The organism is Hymenobacter jeollabukensis, assembly GCF_005771675.1.
Classification (GTDB): Bacteria; Bacteroidota; Bacteroidia; order Cytophagales; family Hymenobacteraceae; genus Solirubrum; species Solirubrum jeollabukense.
Genome location: NZ_VAJM01000002.1, coordinates 403,794 through 428,845, shown reverse-complemented (window position 1 = coordinate 428,845; position 25,052 = coordinate 403,794). Strand labels below are relative to the sequence as shown.

18 protein-coding genes are annotated in these 25,052 nt (G+C 64.8%); 13 read left to right on the top strand and 5 right to left on the bottom strand.

Annotation, left to right across the window (positions count from 1 at the left end; genetic code table 11):
- Positions 1 to 24 precede the first annotated feature (24 nt).
- The gene (locus tag FDY95_RS05900; RefSeq protein WP_246073941.1) at positions 25 to 1,260 is read right to left on the bottom strand and encodes an alpha/beta hydrolase family protein; all 1,236 of its coding nucleotides are present in this window, start codon (positions 1,258 to 1,260) and stop codon (positions 25 to 27) included.
- A 340-nt stretch (positions 1,261 to 1,600) separates the two neighbouring features.
- On the opposite strand from FDY95_RS05900, the gene FDY95_RS05895 reads away from it, so the two are divergent.
- From FDY95_RS05895 to FDY95_RS05875, 5 genes are all read left to right on the top strand, one after another.
- A complete protein-coding gene (locus FDY95_RS05895; protein WP_138075821.1) occupies positions 1,601 to 2,002 on the top strand; it encodes a BlaI/MecI/CopY family transcriptional regulator in 402 nt (133 codons plus the stop codon).
- Positions 1,980 to 3,287: a TonB family protein gene (locus tag FDY95_RS05890; protein WP_138075820.1), complete on the top strand. Its 1,308-nt coding sequence runs from the start codon at positions 1,980 to 1,982 to the stop codon at positions 3,285 to 3,287. The genes FDY95_RS05895 and FDY95_RS05890 overlap by 23 nt, the downstream gene beginning before the upstream one ends.
- A gap of 128 nt (positions 3,288 to 3,415) precedes the next feature.
- A complete protein-coding gene (locus FDY95_RS05885; protein WP_138075819.1) occupies positions 3,416 to 4,396 on the top strand; it encodes a hypothetical protein in 981 nt (326 codons plus the stop codon).
- Between the two features lie 362 nt (positions 4,397 to 4,758).
- On the top strand, positions 4,759 to 6,069 hold the full coding sequence (locus FDY95_RS05880) for a cysteine dioxygenase (protein ID WP_138075818.1): 1,311 nt from the start codon (positions 4,759 to 4,761) through the stop codon (positions 6,067 to 6,069).
- Between the two features lie 218 nt (positions 6,070 to 6,287).
- On the top strand, positions 6,288 to 7,325 hold the full coding sequence (locus FDY95_RS05875) for a hypothetical protein (RefSeq protein WP_138075817.1): 1,038 nt from the start codon (positions 6,288 to 6,290) through the stop codon (positions 7,323 to 7,325).
- A 183-nt stretch (positions 7,326 to 7,508) separates the two neighbouring features.
- Here the strand turns inward: FDY95_RS05875 and FDY95_RS05870 are convergent, their stop codons facing one another.
- Positions 7,509 to 9,080, bottom strand: coding sequence for a DHA2 family efflux MFS transporter permease subunit (locus FDY95_RS05870; protein WP_138075816.1), 1,572 nt, complete (start codon positions 9,078 to 9,080; stop codon positions 7,509 to 7,511).
- Positions 9,081 to 9,159: 79 nt separating this feature from the next.
- On the opposite strand from FDY95_RS05870, the gene FDY95_RS05865 reads away from it, so the two are divergent.
- Positions 9,160 to 9,534: a four helix bundle protein gene (locus FDY95_RS05865; RefSeq protein WP_138075815.1), complete on the top strand. Its 375-nt coding sequence runs from the start codon at positions 9,160 to 9,162 to the stop codon at positions 9,532 to 9,534.
- A 102-nt stretch (positions 9,535 to 9,636) separates the two neighbouring features.
- On the opposite strand, the gene FDY95_RS05860 is transcribed toward FDY95_RS05865, so the two are convergent.
- The 3 genes from FDY95_RS05860 to FDY95_RS05850 all read right to left on the bottom strand — a co-directional run bounded on the left by FDY95_RS05860 (position 9,637) and on the right by FDY95_RS05850 (position 12,793).
- Positions 9,637 to 10,755, bottom strand: a complete 1,119-nt coding sequence (locus FDY95_RS05860; RefSeq protein WP_138075814.1) for an HlyD family secretion protein — start codon at positions 10,753 to 10,755, stop codon at positions 9,637 to 9,639.
- A gap of 143 nt (positions 10,756 to 10,898) precedes the next feature.
- Positions 10,899 to 11,330, bottom strand: a complete 432-nt coding sequence (locus tag FDY95_RS05855; protein WP_138075813.1) for a universal stress protein — start codon at positions 11,328 to 11,330, stop codon at positions 10,899 to 10,901.
- 116 nt (positions 11,331 to 11,446) lie between these two features.
- Entirely contained in the window at positions 11,447 to 12,793 is a 1,347-nt protein-coding gene (locus FDY95_RS05850; protein ID WP_138075812.1) for a TolC family protein, read from the bottom strand.
- Positions 12,794 to 13,008: 215 nt separating this feature from the next.
- Between FDY95_RS05850 and FDY95_RS05845 the strand changes: the two genes are divergently transcribed.
- The 7 genes from FDY95_RS05845 to FDY95_RS05815 all read left to right on the top strand — a co-directional run bounded on the left by FDY95_RS05845 (position 13,009) and on the right by FDY95_RS05815 (position 25,013).
- Complete coding sequence (locus FDY95_RS05845) at positions 13,009 to 15,114, top strand: sigma-54-dependent Fis family transcriptional regulator (protein ID WP_138075811.1); 2,106 nt, start codon at positions 13,009 to 13,011, stop codon at positions 15,112 to 15,114.
- Between the two features lie 595 nt (positions 15,115 to 15,709).
- Positions 15,710 to 17,104, top strand: a complete 1,395-nt coding sequence (locus tag FDY95_RS26220; protein WP_171025549.1) for an AAA family ATPase — start codon at positions 15,710 to 15,712, stop codon at positions 17,102 to 17,104.
- 118 nt (positions 17,105 to 17,222) lie between these two features.
- Positions 17,223 to 18,254 (top strand): 5-methylcytosine restriction system specificity protein McrC, encoded by a 1,032-nt coding sequence (locus tag FDY95_RS05835; protein ID WP_138075810.1) that lies wholly within the window; start codon positions 17,223 to 17,225, stop codon positions 18,252 to 18,254.
- Positions 18,255 to 18,492: 238 nt separating this feature from the next.
- The gene (locus FDY95_RS05830; RefSeq protein ID WP_138075809.1) at positions 18,493 to 20,136 is read left to right on the top strand and encodes a TldD/PmbA family protein; all 1,644 of its coding nucleotides are present in this window, start codon (positions 18,493 to 18,495) and stop codon (positions 20,134 to 20,136) included.
- A 55-nt stretch (positions 20,137 to 20,191) separates the two neighbouring features.
- On the top strand, positions 20,192 to 21,520 hold the full coding sequence (locus FDY95_RS05825; RefSeq protein ID WP_138075808.1) for a TldD/PmbA family protein: 1,329 nt from the start codon (positions 20,192 to 20,194) through the stop codon (positions 21,518 to 21,520).
- A gap of 152 nt (positions 21,521 to 21,672) precedes the next feature.
- Positions 21,673 to 23,166: a TlpA family protein disulfide reductase gene (locus tag FDY95_RS27055; RefSeq protein WP_138075807.1), complete on the top strand. Its 1,494-nt coding sequence runs from the start codon at positions 21,673 to 21,675 to the stop codon at positions 23,164 to 23,166.
- A 200-nt stretch (positions 23,167 to 23,366) separates the two neighbouring features.
- On the top strand, positions 23,367 to 25,013 hold the full coding sequence (locus FDY95_RS05815; RefSeq protein ID WP_138075806.1) for a TldD/PmbA family protein: 1,647 nt from the start codon (positions 23,367 to 23,369) through the stop codon (positions 25,011 to 25,013).
- Positions 25,014 to 25,052: the final 39 nt, after the last annotated feature.

Below are 25,052 nucleotides of genomic sequence, written 5' to 3'. Positions count from 1 at the left end.
TTCGCCACTAACTACCGAATATCCTTAGTTGTACTGCGAGATGAACGCAAAGGCCTCCAGCGTGTAGGGCATGGCCGAGGTGAAGTGGTTGCCGCCCTGAATCGGGTGCAGCTCCACCTGGGTGGCACCGCGGGCGCGCATGGCGTTGTAGGCGTCCTGCGAGTTGAAGAAGGGCACGTAGTCGTCGGCGGTGCCGTGGAACAGGGCCAGCGGGGCGCGGGGCTTCCAGTCGTAGATGTCGTTGGCCAGGAAGGTCTTGGTCAGCGGCTGATCGGTGCCATTGAGCACGGCGGCGCGCAGGCCGGGCGTAAACAGCGTGGCGGGCAGCGTGGGCACCGGGCCGAGCGGGTTGGCCGCCAGCTGGGTGGCGTAGGGCTCGTTGTAGTAGAAGGCGGCGGGACGGTTCAGGCCGTAGACGCGGTTGTAGGTGTCGAGCACCCACACGTAGCTGCTGAGGAAATTCAGCGGCTGCGTCGCGTTCATGATGTAAGTGGCGAAGGCCGACTTGTGATAGGCCCCAGCGCCCGGCGCGCTGGCCGTCACCGTAAACTCGGCGGTGGCCGTGACTTCCATCAGCCGGTGCAGGGCCAGGGTGGCAAAGCCGCCTTCGGAGTAGCCCAGCAAAAAGGTTTTGGCGTTGAGGCCGGTTTGCTGCTGCTGGCAGAATTCCTTGGCCGCCCGCAGCATGTCCAGCGAAGTCGACGCCAGCGACTCGGCGTGCTCGTAGGGGTGCGGCTGGGTTTTGGAGGCGCCGTAGCCGATGTAGTCGGGCGCCGACACCACGTAGCCCGTGGACGCCAGCACCGATACGGCCGAATAGATTTCGCTGCCCGAGCTGTAGTACGAAGGCGCCTTGCCCTCGTCGGCGGGGCTGATGGTGCCGTGCTGGTAGCTGAGCAGCGGCAATTGCTGGCCAACGGGCACCGTGGGCACCAGCAAGGCCCCCGAGGCCGTTACCGTCTGCCCGGCAGGCGTTTTGGTGGCGTAAGTGAGCCGGTATACGCGGATGGGGTAGCGGATCAGGGCGGCGGCGAAAGGAATACCGCTCACGTGCGTGGCCAGCTGCTGCGGGGTGTACTCGCCCACGAGCGTGCTGCCCAGCAGGCGGCTGGTGGAGCTGGTACCGGGTTCTTCGGCGGCGGGCACGGCGGCCGGCGAGGCGACATCCTTCTGGCAGCCCAGGCCGGGACCCACCAGCAGAATGGTACTAAACAGCCAGGTCAGGCGCGCCAGGCGCGAGGAGAGTTTATCGAATAGCACGATGGTCAGGAAGTTAAGGTGGGAATCTGCTTAACACCGGCCGGCCCAAAAGATTTCGTTTCGGGAAATGAAATCCGGGCGGGCACCGGCGCTGAAGCGTCCTCAGAGCCTATCCGGAAAGTCCATAACGTCATGCTGAGCGCAGTCGAAGCATCTCTACCGCTTCGTTGAATCGGTGCAGACGAAGCGGTAGAGATGCTTCGACTGCGCTCAGCATGACGCCTTTTTGTTCGGACGACTTTCTGGATGGACAATTAAGCGCCTAAATCAGTCACAAAAAGAAGATTTTAGTTGTATAACTAATTATTTAGTTATACGTTTAACCACCAAACAATCAACCATGCAGCAACTCCCCGAACTCACCCGCGCCGAAGAACAGGTGATGCAGGTGCTCTGGCGCCGCGGGCCCTCCTTCGTGAAGGACATGCTCCCGGACATGCCCGCGCCCACGCCCGCCTACAACACCGTGTCGACCATCGTGCGCATCCTGGAGCAGAAGGGCTACGTGGGCCACGAAGCCTTCGGGCGCACCCACCGCTACCACGCCTTGGTGGCCCAGGACGAGTACCGCCGCTTTTCGCTCGGCAAGCTGCTTGGCGGCTACTTCGGCGGCTCGTTTACGCGCCTGGTGTCCTTTTTCGCCAAGGAAGAAAACCTCAATGCCCAGCAGCTCGACGAGCTGCTGCGCCACGCCCAACAAGACCTCGACAAGCCTGCCGATGACGACGCCCACCCTGCTTAGCTGGATGTGGCAGAGCACCTTGTGCCTGGCCGTGAGCTGGTTGTTTTACCAGCTCGTGCTCCGGCGCGAAGCCTGCTTCGGCTACAACCGCGCCTTCCTGCTGCTGGCCCCAGTGCTGGCGGCCGTGGCCCCGCTGCTGCCCTGGGCGCAGTGGTGGCCGGTAGCTGCCGCGGTGCGCGTGGTGGGCGTGCCGCACGCGGTACTGCCGGTGCTCCACGTGGGCGCCGAAGCTCCGGCGGCCAGCACGCAGCACTGGCTGCCCCTGCTCTACGCGGCCGGGGCAGCACTTAGCCTTGCGGGGCTGCTATGGCGAGTCGGGCGCCTGCTGCTATTGGCCCGCCGCCTCCCGGGCACCAAGCACCGCGGCTACACCCTGCGCCTTACCGGCGGGCAGCTGCCCACCAGCTCCTTCGGCCGCACCGTGTTTTGGGACGATACCCAGCCCCTGGCCCCCGCCGAAGCCGCGCAGGTGCTGGCCCACGAGCTGGCCCACGTGCGCCAGGGCCACTCGGCCGATCAGCTCTGGCTGCAGCTCTGGCGCGCCGCGCTTTGGTTCAATCCGCTCATGCACCTCTTCCTGCGGGAGCTGGCCCTGACCCACGAATACCTGGCCGACGCCGCGGTGCTCCGCCACGACGCCGCCGACCCTGCCGCCGCGCAGTACGCCCGCCTGCTGGCCCGCCAGGCCCTGCGGCCGTGGCAGGCGCCGGCCCTGGCCCATGCTTTCACCACTTCCCATACCCTCAACCGTATTGCCATGCTACACCGCCTGCCCCTCACCCGCGCCTGGCGCAAATGGGCCGCCCTGCCCGTGGCCGGGCTGCTGCTGGGCCTCGTTGCCTGCGAGCAACTGGCGTCCTTCGGTCCGCCGCCGCCCCCGCCCCCGCCGCCCGCTCCGATGGCGCCGCCGCCCCCGCCTCCCCCGCCCGCATTCCTGGGCCGCGTGCTCGAGGTGGCCGACGAAATGCCCGAGTACCAGGGCGGCATGGACCAGCTGATGCAAGACCTCGGCGCCCTGGTGAAGTATCCCGCCGCCGCCCGCGAAGCCCGGCTGGAGGGCAAAGCCTTTATCGGCTTCGTGGTGGACGCCGACGGGAGCATCCGCGACGTGAAGCTGCAGAAGGCCATCAGCACCAGCCCGGCCAAGCAGGCCCTGGCCGACGAGCTGAACGACGCGGCGCTGCGCGCCGTGCGCGCCCTGCCCGGCCGCTGGACGCCGGGCCGGCAGGACGGCCAGCCGGTAGCCGTGGCCTACACCATTCCCATCACCTTCGCGCTGAATTAGCACCCGCCCGCGGTGAACCATCCGCCCGCATTGTAGTTTATAGACAGACCACCGGCCTCGCGTCGGTGGTCTTTTTTGTGGGCTGCCGCGGCCCGCAGGTGTTTCGTACAACCACTGACTGCAAGGCCATGCTGCACTGCCGCCAGCGGCTGGGGCGCCCCGGGGCGCTGGAGTTGCTGCTTTTCTTTCTGCTGATCCTGCTCGTCGGAGCCTGCCAGGAGCGGCGGCCCGACCACCAGGCCGCCCGGCTGCCGCGCCGGGAGCTGCTGCGCCAGGATTCGCTGCGGGCCGATTCGGTGGTGCGCGCCGGGGGGCAGCTGCCGGGCGCCATTCTGCCCGAGCAGCGCATTGTGGCCTTCTACGGCAGCGCCACCCACAAAACCATGGGCGTGCTCGGCCAATACCCCAAAGCCGAGATGCTGCGCCGCCTCGACCAGCAGGTGCAGGCCTGGCGCCGCGCCGACCCGGCGCAGCCCATCCGGCCGGCCCTGCATATGGTGGCCGTCATTGCCCAGCGCCACGCCGGCCCCGATGGCAAGTACCGCGAGCTGCAGCCCGACAGCGTCATTCGCCGCATGATTCGCTGGGGCCACGCCCACGGCTGCCTGGTGTTTCTCGACGTGCAGGTGGGCCTGAGTACCCTGCCGGCCGAGCTGCCCCGCCTTGCCCCTTACCTGCGCGACTCCATCGTGCACCTCGGCATCGACCCGGAATTCTCGATGAAAAACGGCCGCCGCCCCGGTACCGAAGTCGGCGAGTTCGACGCGGCCGACGTGAACTACGCCCGGCAGTTTCTGGCCCGCCTCGTGAGCCAGTACCACCTGCCGCCCAAGGTGCTGGTGGTGCACCGCTTCCGGCAGGACATGCTGACCAATTACCAGGCTATCAGCCTGGACCCGCGGGTGCAAATTGTGATGCACATGGACGGCTGGGGCACGCCCGGCATCAAGCGCAGCTCCTACCGCAAGTTCATCCGGGCCGAGCCGGTGCAGTACGCGGGCTTCAAAATCTTCTTCAAACAGGACCGCAAGATGGACCACTCGCGCCTGATGACGCCCCAGGAAGTAGCCGCCCTGCACCCCGATCCGCTGTACATCCAGTACCAGTAGACGAGCGGCTGAGCGGGTAAACAAGAACGTCATCCTGAGCCTTAGCGAAGGACCTTCCTCCCACCCCGCACCGCTGCGGCCGACGAAGTGCCGACGCTTTTTTGGATGCACGGAATAGCACCGAAGCGCAGCCGCCATTCCCGAGAGCAGGGAGTTGGTGGCTGCGCTTCTTGGTCAGTGCTAGCTCTGAGGAAGGTCCTTCGTCCTCGCTTGATGCGCGACATGCTCAGGATGACGTTCTTGTTTTACATCAACACCGCATTCAAGCCGAAAACGGGTAAAACTACGCGGACTCTGCGCTGGAGAAATCAGCAGCTTTACCGGCTACTACTGCTGCCTTTTTTCCTGCTTACGCCCGCTTTATGTCGCACCACGAACAACTGTTTCTGAATGCCCCGTCGTCCCGGCTGATTGCCCCGCCGCCCCAGGCTGCCCGTCCCATGCTGCGAAACGCCCCGGCCGATAAGCCGGGCACCGAGCGCCTGATCGTGGTTGGGCAGGGCGTGCTGGCCGTGCATTTGACCCAGCAAACCGCTTTCAGCCTTACCCTGCAGGACCCGACGCACCGCCACGGCTTCCGCCTCGACGTGACCGAGAAGTATGCCCGCTTCGCGCGGTTACAGGACGGGCACTGGCTGCCCTACGAGCCCGATGCCACTCACGAACCGGGGCTGACGGTGTATTATAAGGAAGGCAGCGGCCTGGACAAGTCGGAGCAGTGCCCCTACTGGCTCAGCCTCGACTCGAACAACGGGCTGCTGCGCTACGGCAAGGGCGAAGTGCGCCGCAACACCCTGCTGGCCGAGCTGCGCTTCCCCATTCAGCCGCCGGTGCCCGAAAAGCAGGCCGATGACCCCTACGCCTGGGTGCGCACCGTGGCCACAGTCGCCTTCGACCCCGCGGTGGTGCAGCCGTTCAAAATGTACCGCGACCCGGTCATCGTGGACCCGGCCATGGTGGTGGTCGACCGCAACCGGCTGACCATGGACGACATTGCCCGCAACCGCGCCACGGTGGCCGCCAACCTCACCGCCACTTGCCAGTTGCTCTACGACAACGTGTCGGGCGAACAGTTCACCCTGAATACGCCTGACTTCCCGGACTTCGCCCAAGCCATCGAAGCCAGCATTGCCAGCCCCGACGGCTGGTGCTACCGGACGCTGCAGGAAAAAGCCGGCGAGTTTGGCGGCTCCAACCCCGACGAAACCTACCTGCGCATCACGCTGGGCCTCAACCAGGGCGACTCGCCGGGCATTCCGTACGTGATGGAAATCTGGCCGCCCGGCCACTACTCCCCGCTGCACAACCACGGCGGGGCCAACGCCGTCATCCGGGTGCTGCACGGCGAAATCACGGTGAGCTTGTTCCCGATGCTCTCCCGCTACCACCAGCAGCCCTTCATGATTGCCAAGTTTGGCACCGGCGACGTGACCTGGATCAGCCCCGAGCTCAACCAGAACCACCAGTTGCACAACACCAACGTGACCGGCCCGACCTGCATCACCATTCAGTGCTACCTCTACGGCGAGGGCGACACCACCCACTACAAGTACTTCGACTACCTCAACGAGCACGGGCAGATCAAGCAGTTCACGCCCAACTCCGACATGAGCTTCCTGGAATTCAAGGCCCTGATGAAGCGCGAGTGGCTGAGCCGCTACCGCCCGGCGTAATTGAAATCAGTTGTTATGCGGAGTTCCGCATGAGGTTCTGAAAAATACCGGACCTACTCAAAACACCCCGGCAGCCGCTCACAGCTGCCCCGAAGCCGGCCCCGCCTCGCGGGTTGCCGGCTTTTTTTGTCGGCCCCGGCGGGCTGAATGCCCGGTGGTGGTCGGACGAAAAGGCGTACCTTCGCGGTGTTTCCGACCTCTTTGCTCCTTCTTTTCTAGTGCCTCATTTTCAGTCCCTCACCCGCCTGACGGCGCCCGCCCTGACGGCGCTGGGCCTTGCCCTCACCCTCTCGACCCTGCCCGGCTGCGGCAGCCGCTCCGACAACGAAGCCTCCGGCACCGATACCGCCACGGCCGATACGGCCCGCCCCGCCGTCGTCGACACGGTGAAGCTGAAGATGGAAGCCATGCGCCGCGACTCGCTCAAGGCCGACTCTATTGCCAAGAAAAGCGGGCAGCTGCCGGGCGCCATTCTGCCGGGCCACCGCATCGTGGCGTTCTACGGCAACATTCGCTCGAAGGGCATGGGCATCCTGGGCCGCGAGCCGAAGGAGCAGATGTTCCGCAAGTTTGCGGGCGTGCTGAAGGAGTGGCAGGCCGCCGACCCCAGCATCCCGGTGCAGGCGGCTTTGCACAACGTGACCATCACGGCCCAGGGCACGCCCGGCAAGGATGGCAAGTGGCGCCTGATGAACTCCAAAGCCACCATCGAAGAGGTCATCAGCTGGGCCCGGGAGCATAAGTGCATCCTGTTCCTCGACGTGCAACCCGGCCACAGCACCCTGCAGGTAGAGGTGCCCAAGCTGGAGCAGTACCTGAAGCAGCCCGACATTCACCTCGGCATCGACCCCGAATTCTCGCTGGCCACCATGCCGGGCATCCGCCCCAACCAGCGCATCGGCACCCTCGACGCCAAGGACGTGAACTGGACCATCAACTACCTGGCGCGCCTGGTGAGCGAAAATAAGCTGCCGCCGAAAGTGCTGACGGTGCACCGCTTCACCCGGAAGATGCTGACCAACTACAAGAACATCAAGCTGGACCCGCGGGTGCAGGTGGTGATGCACATGGACGGCCACGGCGAACCGACGCTGAAAAAGGACTCGTACCACGACTACATCCAGACCGAGCCGGTGCAGTACACGGGTTTCAAGCTCTTCTACGAGTACGACGCCCGCCCCAAGCCCCACCACATCATGACGCCCACCGAGGTACTCCAGCTGACGCCCAAGCCCCTGTACATTCAGTATCAATAGGTGGTGAGATGGTGAACTGGTGAAATGGTGAGTTTGACGTTCTGTCGGCCCCGGTTTCACTAAACATCCAACCCTCTCAATACAAACGAAACGGCCCCGGCAACATTGGTTGCCGGGGCCGTTTGCGCATTTAGAAACGATTGAACGTCAACTCACCAGTTCACTATTTCGCTATTTCACCGCTTAGTGCGCCGCGTTCAGGTCCACTTTCGCGCCGGGCTTGGGGCGCTTGATGAGGAAGATAAGCGGGATGCAGAGAATGAAGAACACCCCGATGATCAGGAAGGTCTGGGAGTAGGTGATAAGGGCCGTTTGCTTCATCAGCATGCCTTCGAGGGCGGCGTAGGCCTGGCGCTGGGCCACCACCATGTCGGCGCCCTTGGCCATGAAGCTGGCAATCAGCCCCTGCAGGCGCTGCTGGGTTTCGGGGTCGTATATCGAGATATTGGGCAGCAGGCCCACGCGGTTCTGCATGGTTTTGCGCTCCAGGAAGGTGCCGATAAGCGCTACCCCGAACGAGCCGCCGAGCTGGCGAATCATGCCAGTGAGGCCGGCGGCCTGCCCCGCATCCTTGCCACTGAGGCCCGCCAGCGACATGGTGGTAATGGGCAGGAACAGCAGCGCCAGCCCGAAGCCGCGCAGCATCAGCGGCCAGAAGAAGTCACTTTCGCCGGCGGTAGGCGAAATCTGGGTGCTCATCCAGTACGAGAAGACGAAGAACACCACGAAGCCCACCGGCAGCATGAGTTTCTGCGACACGCCGCCCTGAATCATCTTGCCCACAATCGGCATCATGAAGCCAGTGAGCAGGGCGCCGGGCAGCAGCAGGTAGCCCGTTTGGGCGGCCGTGAAGCCCAGGATGCGCTGGCAGAAAATCGGGAAGACGAATACCGAGGCGAACAGCCCGAAGCCCAGGATGAACGAGAGGAAGGCGCCCACGGCCAGGTTGCGGCTCTTGCCGAGCACCCGCAGGTCCACGATGGGCGCCTTGGCCGTCAGCTCGCGCCAGATGAAGCCTACCAGACCGATAACGGTCAGGGCCGTGAACAGCAGGATGCTCTGGTCCTCAAACCAGTCGTTGGATTCGCCCTGCTCCAGCACGTACTGCAACGAGCCCACGCCCAGGATCAGCAGGAAAATCCCCAGCCAGTCGATTTCCCCGATTGGTCTTCGGATGGCGTTTTTGATGCGCTCCGGGTCGCGGATGAACGTGGCCGTGAAGATGCTGGCCATGATGCCCACCGGCACGTTGACGTAGAAAATCCAGGGCCAGTCGTAGTTGTCCACGATGTACCCGCCGAGCGTGGGGCCGATGGTGGGGCCGATAATCACGCCCATGCCGAACAGGGCCTGCCCGAGCGGCAGCTGGTGGGGCGGGAAGGTATCGATGAGGATGGCCTGCGAGGTGGCCATCAGCGCGCCGCCGCCCACGCCCTGAATGAAGCGGAAAGCCACCAGTTCCCAGATATTGGTGCTCTGCCCGCAGGCCATGGAGGCCAGCGTGAAGAGAATCACCGAGAAGAGGTAGTAGTTTTTGCGGCCGAACTGCTCGGCCAGGAAGCCCGTCATCGGAATCACGATAACGTTGGCAATGGCGTAGGAGGCCACCACCCAGCTGACTTCCTGCTGCGTGGCCGAGAGGTTGCCCATCATCTGGGTCAGGGCCACGTTCACGATGCTGGTATCAATAAGCTCCAGCAAGCAGCACATCACCACCGTAATGACGATGATCCACTTGGTAAATCCGGTTTCCATGTGGTGAAATGGTGAGATGGTGAAATAGTGAGTGAATGTTCTTACTTGCTTCTGTAAGACAACTCTACTGATTCACCTTATGGAAGAGGATATTATCCCCAGCATATCATTCAACGAAGCATACCGGACGCGTACAAAAGAAGCCGCGCTACGGGTGATTCGCCTGTTTCAACAATTGCCTCGGACTAGCGAAGCATTCATTTTAGGAAAGCAGCTACTGGGAGCCGCTACCTCGGTAGCCGCCAATTTTCGGGCGGCCTGCCGGGGACGCTCAAGCGCCGAATGGTACGCCAAGCTTTGTATCTGCGTGGAAGAAGCCGATGAAGCCCTGTTCTGGCTCGAACTTCTAAGCGACGCCGGTATCGTTCCGCCCGCCCGCCTGCATAAGCTGCAGCAAGAGTACGTGGAACTGGTATCAGTACTGGCAACCGCCCGCAAGCGAGCCAAGAGGTGAGGTGGAGCCAGGAGGTGGTGAAATAGTGAGATGGTGAGTTTGATGTTCAGAAGGCACAGAACCGCGCAGGTCGAACGTCAAACTCACCAGTTCACCATCTCACTATTTCACCGCTACCGTAGCGGTGACGCTCATGCCGGCGCGCAGCGGGTGCTCGGGGTCGGCCTTGTCGAGCACGATTTTGACGGGCACGCGCTGGGTTACTTTCACGAAGTTGCCCGAGGCGTTGTCGGGGGGCAGCAGGGCGAAGCGGGCGCCGGTAGCGGCCGACAGCGACTCGATGTGGCCCGAAAACTCCTCGTGCGGGTAGGCGTCGACTTCGATTTTCACCGGCTGGCCCACTTTCATGTCTTCTAGCTGCGTTTCCTTGAAGTTGGCAATAACCCAGGTCCGCTCGCTGGCCACGATGCCGAACAGCTGCTGGCCGGGGCCGACCACCTGGCCGGGCTGCACGCCCTTGCGGCTCACCGTGCCGTTGGCCGGGGCCTTGATGGTGGTGTAGCTGAGCTGCAGCTGGGCGTTGTCGAGGTCGGCCTGGCGTTGTTTCACCACGGCCTCGGCCACGGCTACCTGCTGCTGGGCCGCCGCCACCTGCTGGCGGGCCACCGATACCTGCTCCTGGGCCGTGGCACGCTGGGCGCTGGTCGACTTCAGGTTGGCCTGCACCGCGTCGTACTCGCTCTGCGGGATGATGTCCTCCTTGCGCAGGAATTCACTGCGCTTCAGGTCTTTCTCCAGGCGGGAGCGGTTGGCGTCGCTCACGCCGATGCTGGCCTGGGCGGTGCGCACGTTGGCCGAAGCCGTGCCCACGGCGGCGCGGGCGGCCACCACGTTGGCCTGAGCCGCGGCCAACGCAGCTTGGGCGGCATTCACGCGCTGCTGGTAGTCGGCCGGGTCGAGCACGACGAGCACGTCGCCCTTCTTCACCGGCATGTTGTCATCGACTTTCACTTCCAGCACCGGCCCGCCCACGCGGGGCAGCACCGGGTACACGTCGCCCTCTACCTGGGCGTCATCGGTTTCTTCGTGCGTCTGGCCGAACTGGTAGCGCTGGTAGCCGAAGTAGCCGCCCACGAGCAGCACCAGGGCCAGGATAAGCAGGATAATCGGGCGCTTCGAGCGGGCCGCGGGCTCGTCGTCGTAAGCGGTGTCAACGGCGGGCTGGGCCGGGCCGCCAGGCTGCGAAATTTGGCGTTCTACCACCGGTTCTTGCGTTGCCATCTGTGATATGGTGAGTTTGTGAAATGGTGAATTTGGGAGTGGTGAGATGGTGAGGAGGTGAAATGCTGAGCTTGATGTTTGGAAGGCGCACACCGCGCAACCAGAACGACACTCACTATTTCACCACTTCACCATCTCACCGCCTAGGCCGATTGCCGGTACGCGGCGTCGGCCTGGGGTTTGACGAGCAGTGTGGCGCAGGGGGCGATGCGCACGACGTGCTCGGCGGTATTGCCCATCAGGAAGCGCGTGAGACCCGTCTGGCCGTGCGAACCGATGACAATCAGGTCAGTAGCCGCATCCCGGGCTTCGCCTACGATTTCGACGGAAGCCTCGCCGCGCCGCAACCGGGTAGTTACGCGGGCCGCGCCGGCTTGTTCGGCCAGCACCTGATAACGAGCCAGTTCCATTGCCGCTTCCGGCACGTCGGCGTCGCTGAGGGCGGGCTGGGGCTCCTGCACGTGCAGCAGGCACAGCTCGGCCCCGGTGGCCCCGGCCAGCGCCGTGGCGTAGGCCAGCAGCGGCCCCGAAGCGGCCGAGAAATCCAGCGGGCAAAGAATCTTGGACAGGTGCATGGGATGGTGAGATAGTGAGGTGGTGAATTGGTGAGTTTGATGTTTGGGAGGCCATTACCGCGCATTTCGCGCCAGCTGAACGACACTCACCATTTCATCATCTCACCATCTCACCACTACCAAATCTGCTCGCCGGTGGCGCGGCGGAGCTGGTACTGGCCGAGGGTGTAGTTGTAGATGGCCTGCAGGCGGGCCAGGCGGGCCTGGGCCAGCTGGGTTTCGGCGTCGAGCACGTCGAGGTTGTTGCCCACGCCATAGCGGTAGCGCGACTTGGCGCGGGTCAGCGCGTCGGTGGCCTGCTCGATCTGCACCTGCGAGTTGTCGTAGCGGGCGGCGCTGGACTGCATGTTGTTGACGGCCTGCATCACGTCGGCGCGCACCTGCTCCTGGGTGTCCTGGATGCGGGCCTGCGCGCCCTTCACGGCCGACTCGGCGCCCACGCGCTGCACTTTGTTGCGGTTGCCGTCGTAGATGGGCACGTTCAGCTGGGCCCCGACGACCGTGTTGAAGCGCATCCGGTCGATGTTGGGCAGGATGTAGCCATTTTTGGCGCCGGCCTGGCCCAGCACGTTCAGCGTGGGGCGGTTATTGGTTTCCACCACGTGCTGCTGGGCAATGGCCGTCTGCTCGGCGTCCTTGGCCAGCTTCACCTCGGGGCGGTTCTCCGCGCCTTTGGCCAGGGCCGCATTCACGTCCACGGCCTGGGGGTTGTACTCGAAGCGGCCGCGCACCGGCGTCACGGTGTTTTCGGGGCGGTGCAGCAGGCGGGCCAGCTGCACTTCCTGGTTGCGCAGCTGGTTCTGCAGGTCAATCTTGGTGTTCTGGGCCTGGGCGATGCGCACCTTGGTGGTCGTCACGTCGAAGTTGGTCGACACGCCGCCTTCCACGCGCTTTTCCATTTCGCGCTGGTGCTGCTGCAGGGAGGCAATCTGCGCGTCCTGCACCCGGATGGCTTCGCGGGCAAACAGGATGCTGTAGTAGCTCTGCGCGGCCGAGAAGGCCAGGTCGCGGCGGGTCACGTTGATCTGGTCGGTGGCCGAGGCAATGCGGCTCTGCGAAAGGTCGATGTTGGCCCGGGTGCGGCCCAGGTCGAGCACCGTATACTGCGCGGCCACGTGCAGGTCGTAGTTGTTGTTGGGCGCGAACTGCAGCACCTTGCCGTCGAAGGGCAGCTTCACCACCGGGTCGATGCGGGTATAGGTGCCGGTGCCGTTCACCACCGGGCGCAGGTAGGTGCGGGTTTCGGCCAGGCGGGCCTGGGCCTGGTTCACCTCTTCCTGCAGGGCGTTGATGCTCGGGTTGGCGTCGAGCACCGTGCGGACGGTGGCTTCCAGCGTGAGCGAGTCGCCCACCGTGGCGGTGGTCAGCGGCGTCTGCGCGTGGGCCGCGCCGGCCGACAGCAACCCCAGCGTTGTGAGCGAGGTCAGCAGGAACGGCGCGGCGAGTTTGGGTTGAAAAGACATAGCGGATGACTGATGAAGGTCGCTCCGCTATTACCCAAGCTTGTGCCAGGGAGTTGCGCGGATTAAAAATTTCTTCCAAAACTGACTTAAACACCCTGAAAAGGCCGTTTATTTTTTAATCACCTCCTCGTAACCCCACCTTTACCCTCTTAGTATTTTCCTTACATATCAGAAATTCCTCGTTTATTAGTCCTCACATTTCAGGAAAAACAGTCATGCCCGATCAAGACGACTCCCTGCTGCTCTACCTCAACGATGCTATTGCCAGCTCACGGAGCAAGGAGGTATTGTTCCGCACCGTCACGGAAAAGCTGCGCCTGATTTTCCCTTTCGACGCCATTACCATCCTCACCCTCGACGACAACCAGCAGTACCGCCGCGTGTTCCTGCGCGACTACCTGGGCGAGCTGCTGTTGCCCGAAAAAGGCTCCCCCGGCAGCCAGAAAATCGGTTCCAGCCGCATCGGCGGCACGCCGGTGGAGCTGTTCGTGCGCCAGCAGCACCTGCAGCAGTACGACGTGCAGGAGCTGATCCGGCAGTACCCGCACTACGAGCCCATGTGCCTGCTGCGCGACCGGGGCATGCGCTACTTCGTGGTGGTGCCGCTGCGCACCGGCGGGCAGCTTATCGGCACGCTGTCGTTGGTGTCGCGGCGGCAGCCGGAGTTCAACGAGTCCGACATCGACCTGCTGGAGAAAATCGGCAGCCTGGTGGCCGTGGCCGTGACCAACACGCTGGCATTCGAGGACATAGCCCGTCGCGAGCAGGAAAAAACCACCCAGCTGGCCCTGACCAACGCCCTGCTCAGCATCAAGGAGCGCGGGGAGCTGTTTCGCACCATTGCCACCGAAATCAGCCACGTGGCGCCCTTCGACTATTTCGGGGTGCGCACGCGCCGACCCGGCTCGTCGGTGCGGGCCTTCGTGGAGTTCAACAAGGAGCCCGACGGCAGCTTCGCGCCGCTGGACGAGTCGCGCTACGACGACCTGCCCGAGGTCAGCGACAGTCTGCAGCACGTGGCCGAGACGTTTACCACGCCCAGCGTGTACGTGGGCGAGGCGTTTCAGGAGCTGACCGAGCGGTTTGCCCTGCTGCGCTACATCCGCGAGCAGCGCGGCACGCAGTCGGTGCTCTACGCCCCGCTCAGCACCGGCGACGAGCCCGCCACGGCCCTGATTCTGGCCAGCGTGCAGCCCTACGCCTTCAACGAGGACATGCTGCAGCTCGTCATGGGCCTGGTGCCGCAGATTCGGCTGGCCATCCAGAACGTATCGGCCTTCGAGCAGATCGACGCGCTACGCACCCAGCTGGAGCGCGAGCGGACCTACCTCATCGACGAAATCAACACCAGCGCCGCAGCCCGCTTCGGCGACTTCGTGGGCGGCAGCCAGGTGATGCAGCAGGTATTCGTGCGCGTAGAACAGGTGGCCCCGACGGATTCCACCGTGCTCATCACCGGCGAAACGGGCACCGGCAAGGAGCTGGTGGCCCGGGCCTTGCACAACTTCTCGCCGCGCAAGGAGCGGGCGCTCATCAAGATCAACTGCGCGGCCCTGCCGGCCCAGCTCATCGAGTCGGAGCTGTTCGGGCACGAGAAGGGCGCCTTCACCGGGGCGCACGATAGGCGCATCGGCAAGTTCGAGCTGGCCGACGGGGGCACCATCTTCCTGGACGAAATCGGGGAGCTGCCGCTGGACTTGCAGGCCAAGCTGCTGCGGGTGCTGCAGGAAAAGGAGTTTGAGCGCATCGGCGGGCGCCGCGTCATCCGCACCGACGTGCGCGTCATCGCGGCCACCAACCGGGTGCTGGAGGATGAAGTAGCGGCCGGCCGCTTCCGCGCCGACCTCTACTACCGTCTCGATGTGTTCCCGATTCACCTGCCGGCCTTGCGCGAGAGGCCCGAGGATGTGGAGGCGCTGGTAAGGCACTTCCTGGAGCGCTTCACCAAGAAGCTGGGCAAGCCCGTGCGCGGCCTGCGCGCCCGCGACCTGAAGGCCTTGCAGCGCTACCCCTGGCCCGGCAACATCCGCGAGCTGGAGCACGTGGTGGAGCGCGCCGTCATTGCCAGCAGCGGCCCGTTTCTGGAATTCGCGGGTTTCACGGCCGCGCCGGTGGCCGCGGCGGCGCCCGTGGCGGCGGGCAGCGGGCCGCTCAAAACCCTGCGCGACCAGGAGCGCGACCATATCCTGACGGCCCTGCAGCAAACCGGCGGCCGGGTGAGCGGGCCCCAGGGCGCCGCCACCCTCCTCGACATCAACGCCAAGACCCTGGAAGCGCGCATGAAAAAGCTGGGCATCCGGCGGGAGCACCGCGCCGACTGATTGCGGGCGTCGGATGCGTTCTGCACCGGTGAAGGGTGTATCCGAAGAGCTCATGAGTCACCCTGCACCGGTGCAGGACCTATCCGAGGTGCTCAGGGGGCATCCTTCACCGGTGAAGATGGCATCCGAAGGGCTCATGAGTCACCCTTCACCGGTGAAGATAGTATCCGACGGGCTCAGGGGTTATCCTTCACCGGTGCAGGGTGTATCCGAAGGCCTTATGAGCCGCGCTTCACCGGTGAAGGAGGTATCCGGAGGCTTCTGCCGTTGTGGCTTCGCTGTACTCGTCGGGTCCTGGCAGCTCGGGTAGCTCTGCTACCGGGGCTGGCCGCCGTTACGGGCTGCGACGCCCCGACTACCCCAGAGCCTCTATTCGTCGGGACGCCCGCTGCTGCGCCTCCGGGGTTTGCAGATGGGATGGATGGGGGTCTTTGCGCCCCCAGGCCTTCCGCGTGGTTCACGCCTTTGCGTTGGGTCCGGGCATCGTGCTGGCGGCAACCGGTCGGCCGGCTTTAGGCCGGCTGACCGGCGCCGAACCGTCTTACAACCGAACCTCCGGCGCGGCGTTGGCGTTTTGCTCCTACCTTACCGCCGCATGTCCACCACGCCCTCCGCGCCCCCGTCCGACCTCTCCGCCCTCACCCGCGACCATGTGCTGCGTGCCCTGCGCCACATCGACCGGGCCGGGCTGGAGCTGCCGCCGAGCACGGTGTACGAGCTGGTGTACAAGGGCCGCCGCTACCCGCCGCGCCCGGTGGCCGAGCTGGCGCTGCGCCTGGCCCTCAAGCAGCCCGCCGCCCTCTTTCCCCTGCCCGCCGGGGCGCCCACCAACCGCCTGCTGGAGCGCCTGAGCTTCACCGTTACGACCAAGCGCCCGGTGCTGGCCGGCTCGCCCCACGACGGCGACGTGGCCGCCCAGCAGGATATGCAGCAGCTCTACACCGGCGCCGAAGACGACGAGCCGGAAGAAGCGCCGCGCAGGAAGAAGACCGGAAAGAAGGCCGCCGCGCCCGTAGCACCTTCAAAATCCCAGGCGTTGGCCGTTGAGCCGGAGCCGGCCGCGCAGGCCGAAATAGCCGAGCCGGCGCCGGATTACCTCCTCACTACGCCCGCCGCCCCTTATACTAAGGCTGAGGCGCTGGCGGAGCTGTTTATCGACGAAGCCCGACTGGATGATGCGCTGGCGGGGCTGGAGCGTAAGAAAAATCTGATTCTGCAGGGTCCACCGGGCACGGGTAAGACCTTCCTGGCCCGGCGGCTGGCCTGGCTGCTGCTCGCGGCCCGCGACGAAAGCCGCATCGAGCTGGTGCAGTTTCACCCCAGCTACAGCTACGAGGACTTCGTGCAGGGCTTCCGGCCCGATGGCCACGGCGGCTTCCGCCTCACCGACGGCGTGCTGCCCGACGTGTGTCGCCGCGCCGCCGAGCAGCCGCAGCGGCCCTTCGTCTTGCTCATCGACGAAATCAACCGGGGGCACCTGAACCGCATTTTTGGGGAATTGCTGGTGCTGCTGGAGCCCGACAAGCGCGGCCCCGCCCACGCCCTGCGCCTGCCCTACGCCCCGGCCGAGGCCCCGCGCTTCTTCGTGCCCGACAACCTCTACCTCATTGGCACGATGAACACGGCCGACCGCAGCCTGGCCCCGCTGGACTACGCCCTACGCCGCCGCTTCGCCTTCGTGCCCATGCAGCCGGAGTTTGGCGAGCCGCTGCGCCGGCTGCTGGCCGGGCAGGGCGTGCCCAACGTCGTCATTGCCCGCCTGCTGCTGCGCCTGCGCGAGCTGAACCAGGCCATTGCCGACGACCCGGAGCTGGGCCCCGACTTCCAGCTCGGTCACAGCTACTTCTGCCAGCCGCCCGCGCACCCCGCTCAGGCACCCGCGTGGCTGAACCTGATTCTGGAGCAGGAAATAGCGCCCCTGCTCGATGACTACTGGTTTGACCAACCCACGCAGGCGGCCGCGCACAAGAAGCGGCTGCTTGGTGCTTAGTGCATCGTTCAGGAGTTTTTAGCCTGCAGAGGGCGCAAAGGCAACGAATATAATCGTCCACAAAATCCGTGAACCGGAGGAAGGCGCAAGCCAAATCCAGATGCATCCGCAATAATCCGTGGTCCCGATACAGAACCTCTATTACCTGCTCTGCTACGCCTGGAACCGCCTGCCGGAGCCGGGCGAGTGGCAGCAGGTGGCCGAGCAGGAGTTTCACCGGCCGCTGGAGCTGCTGACCCAGCTGCTGCTGGTGGGCACGCGCCGGCTGCTGCAGAAGGGGCTGCCGCTGGGCTACGCCGAGCGCGAAGAGGAGCGGGCTGAGCTGCGCGGGCGCGTGCTGCTCACGCCCACCATCACCCGCGACTTGCTGCGCCGGGGCCGCGCCGTGTGCGCCTATGACGAGCTGGGCCCGAACACCCCGCTCAACCGCCTGCTGGCCGGCACCCTCGACGTGCTGGGCCGCACCCGCCACCTGCCCGCCGCCCTGCGCCAGGAAGTGCGCCGCGTGCGCAGCCGCTTCCCGGAGGATATCGAGCCCGCGCCGCTGACGCGCGCCGAGCTGCGGGCCGTGCGCCGCCTGCGCCTGTCGGGGCCCGAGGGCTTTCTGCTCAACGTCTGCGGCCTGATTTACCGCACCGCCCTGCCCGATACCGATGCCGAGGGCCGCACCCGCTTCCACGATTTCCGCCGCGACGAGGGGCTGATGGCTGGCATCTTCGAGCGGTTCGTGCGCAACTTCTACCGGCTGGAGCAGCGCCGCTACCGGGTGCTGAGCGAAACCATCAGCTGGCAGGCCAAAGCCGAGCGGACTGAGGACCTGGCCCTGTTGCCCAGCATGATTACCGACACCTCCCTGGAATCGGCCGAGCGCAAAATCATCCTCGACACCAAGTACTACAACGCTGCCTTCAAGTCCCACCACGACCGGCAGCGGCTCATCTCGCCCCACCTCTACCAGCTCTTCGCCTACCTGCAAAACCAGGCCGCGCAGACCACCGTGCCGCTCGAAGGCATTCTGCTTTACCCCGCCGCCACCCACGAAACCGATTTGCGCTACACGTTGGGCGGCTTTCCGGTGCGCGTCGTCACGCTGGACCTGAACCAGCCCTGGCCGGGCATTGCCGCTGATCTGCTGAAGCTTATTGCCTAGCACATTGCGACATTGACAGCGTGCTGGGCGCTGAACCAGGCAGCCGATACCGATAGTCGCCCCGGTTTTTGCGAAGTTGACGGCCCCGAAGCGGTGCCCGCGCATTAGCACAATGCGCGGGCACCGCTTTATATTTCTCCGGGAAGTAGCCCGCCCGGCCGTGCATCCCTGCCCGGGCGCCCGCGTCACTTCCGCACTTCTTCACTCAACTCTTCTCACTCACCAAACATCTATTCTCTTGAAACGACGTGATTTTGTCGGGCTAACCGGCCTGGCCGCCGGCGCCCTGTTCCTGCCGGGCCTCAGCTTCGGCGGCACCGAGGTGGACGTGGCCGAACTGCTGCGCCCCGCCGATGCGGCCCTGAACAAGCGCCTGGCCGACGCGGCCCTGAACGCGGCCAAAGCCGCCGGCGCCACCTACGCCGACGTGCGTATCGGTCGCTACCTCAACCAGAGCGTGTTTACGCGCGAAAAGCAGGTGCAGAACATCGTCAACGGCGAGAGTTTCGGGGCGGGCGTGCGCGTCATTGCCAACGGCACCTGGGGCTTCGCGGCCACCAACCAGGTGACCGAAGCCGGACTGGCCAAAGCCGCCCAGACGGCCGTGCAGATTGCCAAGGCCAACGCCAAGGTGCAGAAAGAGCCGGTGAAACTGGCCCCGCAGCAGGGCTACGGCGAGGTGTCGTGGAAGACGCCCATTCAGCAGAACGCCTTCGAGGTGCCGGTGAAAGAGAAAGTAGAGTTGCTGCTGGCCGCCAACGCCAAAGCCCTGAACGGCGGCGCCAACTTCGTCAACTCGGCCCTGTTCCAGGTCAACGAGCAGAAGTACTTCGCCTCGACCGACGGCAGCTACATCGACCAGGACGTGCACCGCATATGGCCGACCTTCGGCGTGACGGCCATCGACCGGGCCTCGGGCAAGTTCCGCACCCGCGAGGCCCTGAGCGCCCCGATGGGCCTGGGCTACGAGTACCTAGTGCCCAAAGCCGCCGACAAGATTGCCGGGCCCAACGGTTCCGGCCTCATCGGCTACAAGAACAGCTACGACATCCTCGAAGACGCCGAGCTGGCCGCCCAGCAGGCCAAAGCCAAGCTGACGGCTACTTCGGTGACGCCCGGCAAGTACGACCTCGTGCTCGACCCCAACCACCTGGGCCTGACCATCCACGAAAGCATCGGCCACGCCACCGAGCTGGACCGCGTGCTCGGCTACGAGGCCAACTACGCGGGCACTTCCTTCGCCACGCTGGAGTGGAAAAAGCAGAACAAGCCCTACGGCTCGAAAATCGTCAACATCGTGGCCGACAAAACCCAGCCCGGCTCGCTGGGCGCGGTGGGCTACGACGACGAGGGCGTGAAGACCGGCCAGTGGGACATCATTCGGGACGGACAGCTGGTGGACTACCAGAAAATCCGCGACCAGGCCGCCATCGTGGGCCAGGACCACTCCGACGGCTGCTGCTACGCCCAGTCGTGGCAGGACGTGCAGTTTCAGCGCATGGCCAACATCAGCCTGAAGCCCGGCGCGCAGAAAATGTCGGTCGACGACATGATCCGGGGCGTCGACAAGGGCATCTACATTGCCGGCCGCGGCTCGTTCAGCATCGACCAGCAGCGCTACAACTTCCAGTTCGGCGGCACGGTGTTTTACGCCATCGAGAAGGGCAAAATCACCGGGCAGATCGAGGACGTGGCCTACCAGGCCAACACCCAGGAGTTCTGGAACTCGTGCGCGGCCATCTGCGACCAGTCGGACTACCGCCTGTTCGGCTCGTTTTTCGACGGCAAGGGCCAGCCCAGCCAGGTGTCGGCCGTGTCGCACGGCTCGGCCACCACGCGCTTCAACGGCGTGAACGTGATTAACACGGCCCGCAAAGTTTAATGTGGATGAATGCCTCCCATTCCCGCACCATCCCCACATTCAGCACATTAACAGCATGATATTAAGCAAAGACGAAGCCCAGAGCATTCTGCAGAAGGTGCTGGGCTTCAGCACCGCCGATGAGTGCGAAGCCACGCTCAGCGGCACCACCGGCGGCAACATCCGCACGGCGCGCAACACGGTGAGCACCGCCGGCGCCCTCGACAACGTGTCGCTGACGGTGGAAGCCCGCTTCGGCAAGCGCGCGGGCATTGCCACCTGCAACCAGTTCGACGACGCCACGCTGCGCCGCTGCGTGCAGCGGGCCGAGGAAGTGGCCCGCCTCGCCCCGGAAAGCCCGGAATACGTGCCCATGCTCGGGGCCCAGCAGTACCTGAGCACGCCCGCGTTTGCCGCCAGCACCGCCGGCATCACGCCCGATTACCGCGCCACCCAGGCCGGCAAGGGCATGGCCCTGTGCGAGCAGCGCAAAGTCAGCTCGGCGGCTTTTCTGGAAGACCAGGCCGGCTTCGTGGCCAAGCGCAACAAGAAGGGCCTGGAAGCCTACCAGCAGTTTACCAACCTCGACTACTCGGTGACGGTGCGCACGCCCGACGGCACCGGCTCGGGCTACGCCACGGCCGACTTCACCGACATCAGCAAGTTCGACGCGGGCCGGCTGACGCAGATTGCGGCCGACAAAGCCACCTCCTCGGTAGGGGCCAAGGCCATCGAGCCGGGCAAGTACACCGTCATTCTGGAGCCCGCCGCCTTGGTGGCCAACTCCGACGCCTCCCTGCTCGGGGCGCTGATGAACGCCTTCGACGCCCGCTCGGCCGACGAGGGCCGCAGCTTCCTCAGCAAAAAAGGCGGCGGCAACCGCAAGGGCGAAAAGCTCTTCGATGAGCGCGTGACCATCTACTCCGACCCGGCCAGCGCCGACATTCCGACCCTGGCCTTTGCCGGCGACGGACGCCCGCGTCAGAAGGTGACCTGGATTGAGAAGGGCGTGGTGAAAAACCTGTTCAGCTCGCGCTTCTGGGCTCAGAAACAGGGCATTCCGGACCTGCCCCCGCCCAGCGGCTTCATCATGAGCGGCGGCACCCAGAGCACCGCCGACCTGATCAAGAGCACCCAGAAGGGCATCCTGGTCACGCGCCTGTGGTACATCCGCCCCGTCGACCCGCAGACGCTGCTTTACACCGGCCTGACGCGCGACGGGACGTTCTACATCGAGAACGGCAAGATCAAGCACCCGATCAAGAACTTCCGCTTCAACGAGTCGCCCATCATCATGCTCAACAATCTGGAGGCCATCGGGCGGCCCCAGCGCATCGGCGGCAACCTGGTGCCCCCGCTGAAAATCCGTGACTTCACCTTCACCTCGCTCTCCGACGCGGTGTAGGCTCCGGCCTCCTTGTTCCAAACTGCGCAACGTCCCCGTGGCCCCTGGCTGCGGGGACTTTTTTTATGCGCGGCGGCCAAAATCCACTGCCCGGGTATTGCGCCGTAACGATATAATCCGAAGCTTTAGCGCTACCATCCAAGTTACTGTATATGACTTTTTTGACTTCGCGCCCCGCTATTGCCTTCGGCGCTGCCCTGCCGGCCCTGCTGCTGCTCGGCGCCTGCTCCCAAACCGCCCCGACCAGCCAGCCGGTCACCATCAGCGGCCACATCGACCACCCGAAGGGCCCGAAAGTGTACCTGACGCTGTTCCGGGACCCGTTGCGCCTAGCCTCCGACACCGTGTCGGCCCGGCTCGACGCGCAGGGCAACTTCCGTCTTGCACTGCCGCAGGTGGCCGCGCCCGGGGAGGCCCTGCTGGGCGCCGGCGACGAAATGGCGAACCTATTCGTGGAGCCCGGCGACTCCCTGCACCTTTCCCTGGATACGGAGCAGTTCGACGAGACGCTGCGGTTCAAGGGCCGTGGCGCGGCGGCCAACAGCTACCTCGCCCAGAGCTTTCTGCGCTTCGACGACGGCGACAATGCCTCGCCCATGCGCTTCGTGGTGAAAAAGACGGCAGCGCAGATGACGCACCTGGTGGAAGCCAACGAGCAGGAGCGCCGCAGCTTCTGGCAGCAGTACGCCGCCCAGCACCCGGTGACGCCGGCCTTCCGGGCCTACGTGCGCCAGACGTTGGCTTACAACGCTGCCAACCAGCGGATGATGTGTACCATTTTTTTCCGCCACCTCCACAAAGACGACCAACCGGCTACCCCGCTGCCCGCCGCGTTCCTGGCGGGCCTGCAGCCCCTGGCTACGCCTAACGATTCGGCGCTGAACAACAACGCGTACCTGTCCTTCGTGCAGCAGTACCCGATGCACCTGGTGCAACTGACCCGGCCCGTTTCGGATAACCCCATGCCGGAAGACGCCTTCGAGCCCGCCTTTGAGCAGGCCATCCGCGTCTACGGCAATACCCGCACCCGCGACGTGGTGCTGGCCCAACTGCTGCTGCAGGAGCTGCAGATGGGCAGCTTCCAGAACGCCCAGGCCAAGCTGCCGGTCTTCCGACAGCTGAACCGCGACTCGCTGGCCGCGCGTGAAGTGCGCAGCACGTACACCAAACGGCTGGCCCTGGCCCCGGGCAGCGCCGCCCCGGCCTTTACCCTTCAGGACGAAACCGGCAAGCAGGTGGCGCTGAGCAGCTTCCGCGGAAAGGTGGTGTACCTCGATTTCTGGGCCAGCTGGTGCGGGCCCTGCTTGGCCGAAATACCCGCCGCCACCGAGTTGAAGCAGAAATTCGCCGGCCGCGACGTGGTATTCCTCTACGTATCCATCGACGAGCGGGAAAAGGACTGGCAGAACATGCTGGCCAAGCGTAAGCTGCTCGGCCACGGCAGCGTGCACCTGCGGGCGCAGGGCTTTAACTCGGCCACGGCCAAGGCCTACCAGATCAACGCCATTCCCGCTTACTTCATTATCGGCCGCGACGGGCAGCTGGTGGCCGACCAAGCGCCCCGACCCAGCTCCGGGGCGCAAGTAGTGGCGGCCCTGGAAGCCGCGCTGGCCGCCCCGGCCGTCGACGCTGTGGCGGCCCGCTAGCGGCGGCCGTCTGCGGCGGAGCGCCCTGGCGCCGTCAACTCCGGTAAGCGCCCCGTCGAGCACGATTCGACGGGGCGCTTACCTATATTTAGACAGCCCTATGTTTTTCGCGGGCGCATTGATTACGTGCAGCCCCGACACCCTGGGCCACGCCCTTCTCCCGACGCTTCTTCTCTCTCCAACCAAAACCCTGACCGCTTGTGAAACGACGACATTTTATGGGCCTGACCGGCCTCGCGGCCGGTGCCCTGCTGCTGCCGCGCATGCCCCTGCTCGGCGGTACCGAAGTGGATGTGGCCCGCCTGCTGGAACCCTTCGACGCGGCGCTGAACAAGCGCCTGGCCGACGCGGCCCTGAACGCGGCCAAAGCCGCCGGCGCCACCTACGCCGACGTGCGCATTGGCCGCTACCTCAACCAGTACCTCTTCACGCGGGAGCGGCAGGTGCAGAACATCGTGAGCACCGAAAGCCTGGGCGCGGGCGTGCGCGTGCTGGTGGGCGGGGCCTGGGGCTTCTGGGCTACCAACCAGCTGACGGAGGCCGAGCTGGCCAAAGCGGCCACCACGGCCACGCAGATTGCCAAGGCCAACGCCAAGATTCAGAAGGAGCCGGTGCAGCTGGCCCCACAGAAGGGCTACGGCGAAGTGGCTTGGAAAACGCCCATTCAGCAAAACGCGCTGGAAGTGCCGGTGAAGCAGAAGGTAGAGCTGCTGCTGGCCGCCAACGCCAAAGCCCTCGACGCGGGGGCTTCGTACATCAACTCGGCGCTGTTTCAGGTCAACGAGCAGAAGTATTTCGCCTCGACCGACGGCAGCTACATCGACCAGGACGTGCACCGCATCTGGCCCACGTTTACGGTGACGGTGGTTGACAAGGCCTCGGGCAAGTTCCGCTCGCGCGAGGCGCTCAGTTCGCCCATGGGCCTGGGCTACGAGTACCTGGTGCCCAAGGCCGCCGACAAGGTGAAGGGCCCGGCCGGCACCGATGTCATCGGGTACAAGCAGAGCTACGACCTGCTGGAAGACGCCGCCCTGGCGGCCCGGCAGGCCAAGGCCAAGCTCACGGCCCCGAGCGTGGTGCCCGGCAAGTACGACCTGGTGCTCGACCCGGCCCACCTCGGGCTGACCATCCACGAATCGGTGGGGCACCCGCTGGAGCTGGACCGCGTGCTCGGCTACGAGGCCAACTTCGCCGGTACCAGCTTCGCCACGCTCGACTGGAAAAAGCAGGGCAAGCCCTACGGCTCCAAGCTCGTCAACATCGTGGCCGACAAGCTGCAGCCGGGCTCGGTGGGCGCGGTGGGCTACGACGACGAGGGCGTAAAAACCCGGGAATGGGACCTGATTCGGGACGGGCAGCTGGTGGACTACCAGAAAATCCGCGACCAGGCGCACATCGTCGGCCAGGACCACTCGGATGGGTGCTGCTACTCGCAGTCGTGGCAGGACGTGCAGTTTCAGCGCATGCCCAACGTCAGTTTGCGGCCGGGCAAGCAGAAAATGTCGGTCGATGAGATGATCAAGGGCGTCGACAAGGGCATTTACATTGCCGGGGCCGGCTCCTACAGCATCGACCAGCAGCGCTACAACTTCCAGTTCGGCGGGCAGACGTTCTACGCCATCGAGAAGGGCAAAATCACCGGGCAGATCGAGGACGTGGCCTACCAGGCCAACACCCAGGAGTTCTGGAACTCGTGCGCGGCCATCTGCGACCAGTCGGACTACCGCCTGTTCGGCACCTTCTTCGACGGCAAAGGCCAACCCTCGCAAAGCTCGGCCGTGAGCCACGGCAGCAGCACCACGCGCTTCAACGGCGTGAACGTCATCAACACGGCCCGGAAAGTCTGATTTAATGTGAAAATGTGTAGGATGTGGAAAATGAGTTGC

Bases quoted from the DNA above. Each gene is read 5' to 3' on its own strand.
- FDY95_RS27055 (WP_138075807.1), top strand. From the start codon at position 21,673: ATGACTTTTTTGACTTCGCGCCCCGCTATTGCCTTCGGCGCTGCCCTG.
- FDY95_RS05890 (WP_138075820.1), top strand. From the start codon at position 1,980: ATGACGACGCCCACCCTGCTTAGCTGGATGTGGCAGAGCACCTTGTGC.
- FDY95_RS26220 (WP_171025549.1), top strand. From the start codon at position 15,710: ATGTCCACCACGCCCTCCGCGCCCCCGTCCGACCTCTCCGCCCTCACC.
- FDY95_RS05885 (WP_138075819.1), top strand. From the start codon at position 3,416: ATGCTGCACTGCCGCCAGCGGCTGGGGCGCCCCGGGGCGCTGGAGTTG.
- FDY95_RS05845 (WP_138075811.1), top strand. From the start codon at position 13,009: ATGCCCGATCAAGACGACTCCCTGCTGCTCTACCTCAACGATGCTATT.
- FDY95_RS05895 (WP_138075821.1), top strand. From the start codon at position 1,601: ATGCAGCAACTCCCCGAACTCACCCGCGCCGAAGAACAGGTGATGCAG.
- FDY95_RS05855 (WP_138075813.1), bottom strand. From the start codon at position 11,330: ATGCACCTGTCCAAGATTCTTTGCCCGCTGGATTTCTCGGCCGCTTCG.
- FDY95_RS05860 (WP_138075814.1), bottom strand. From the start codon at position 10,755: ATGGCAACGCAAGAACCGGTGGTAGAACGCCAAATTTCGCAGCCTGGC.
- FDY95_RS05880 (WP_138075818.1), top strand. From the start codon at position 4,759: ATGTCGCACCACGAACAACTGTTTCTGAATGCCCCGTCGTCCCGGCTG.
- FDY95_RS05870 (WP_138075816.1), bottom strand. From the start codon at position 9,080: ATGGAAACCGGATTTACCAAGTGGATCATCGTCATTACGGTGGTGATG.
- FDY95_RS05825 (WP_138075808.1), top strand. From the start codon at position 20,192: ATGATATTAAGCAAAGACGAAGCCCAGAGCATTCTGCAGAAGGTGCTG.
- FDY95_RS05850 (WP_138075812.1), bottom strand. From the start codon at position 12,793: ATGTCTTTTCAACCCAAACTCGCCGCGCCGTTCCTGCTGACCTCGCTC.
- FDY95_RS05865 (WP_138075815.1), top strand. From the start codon at position 9,160: ATGGAAGAGGATATTATCCCCAGCATATCATTCAACGAAGCATACCGG.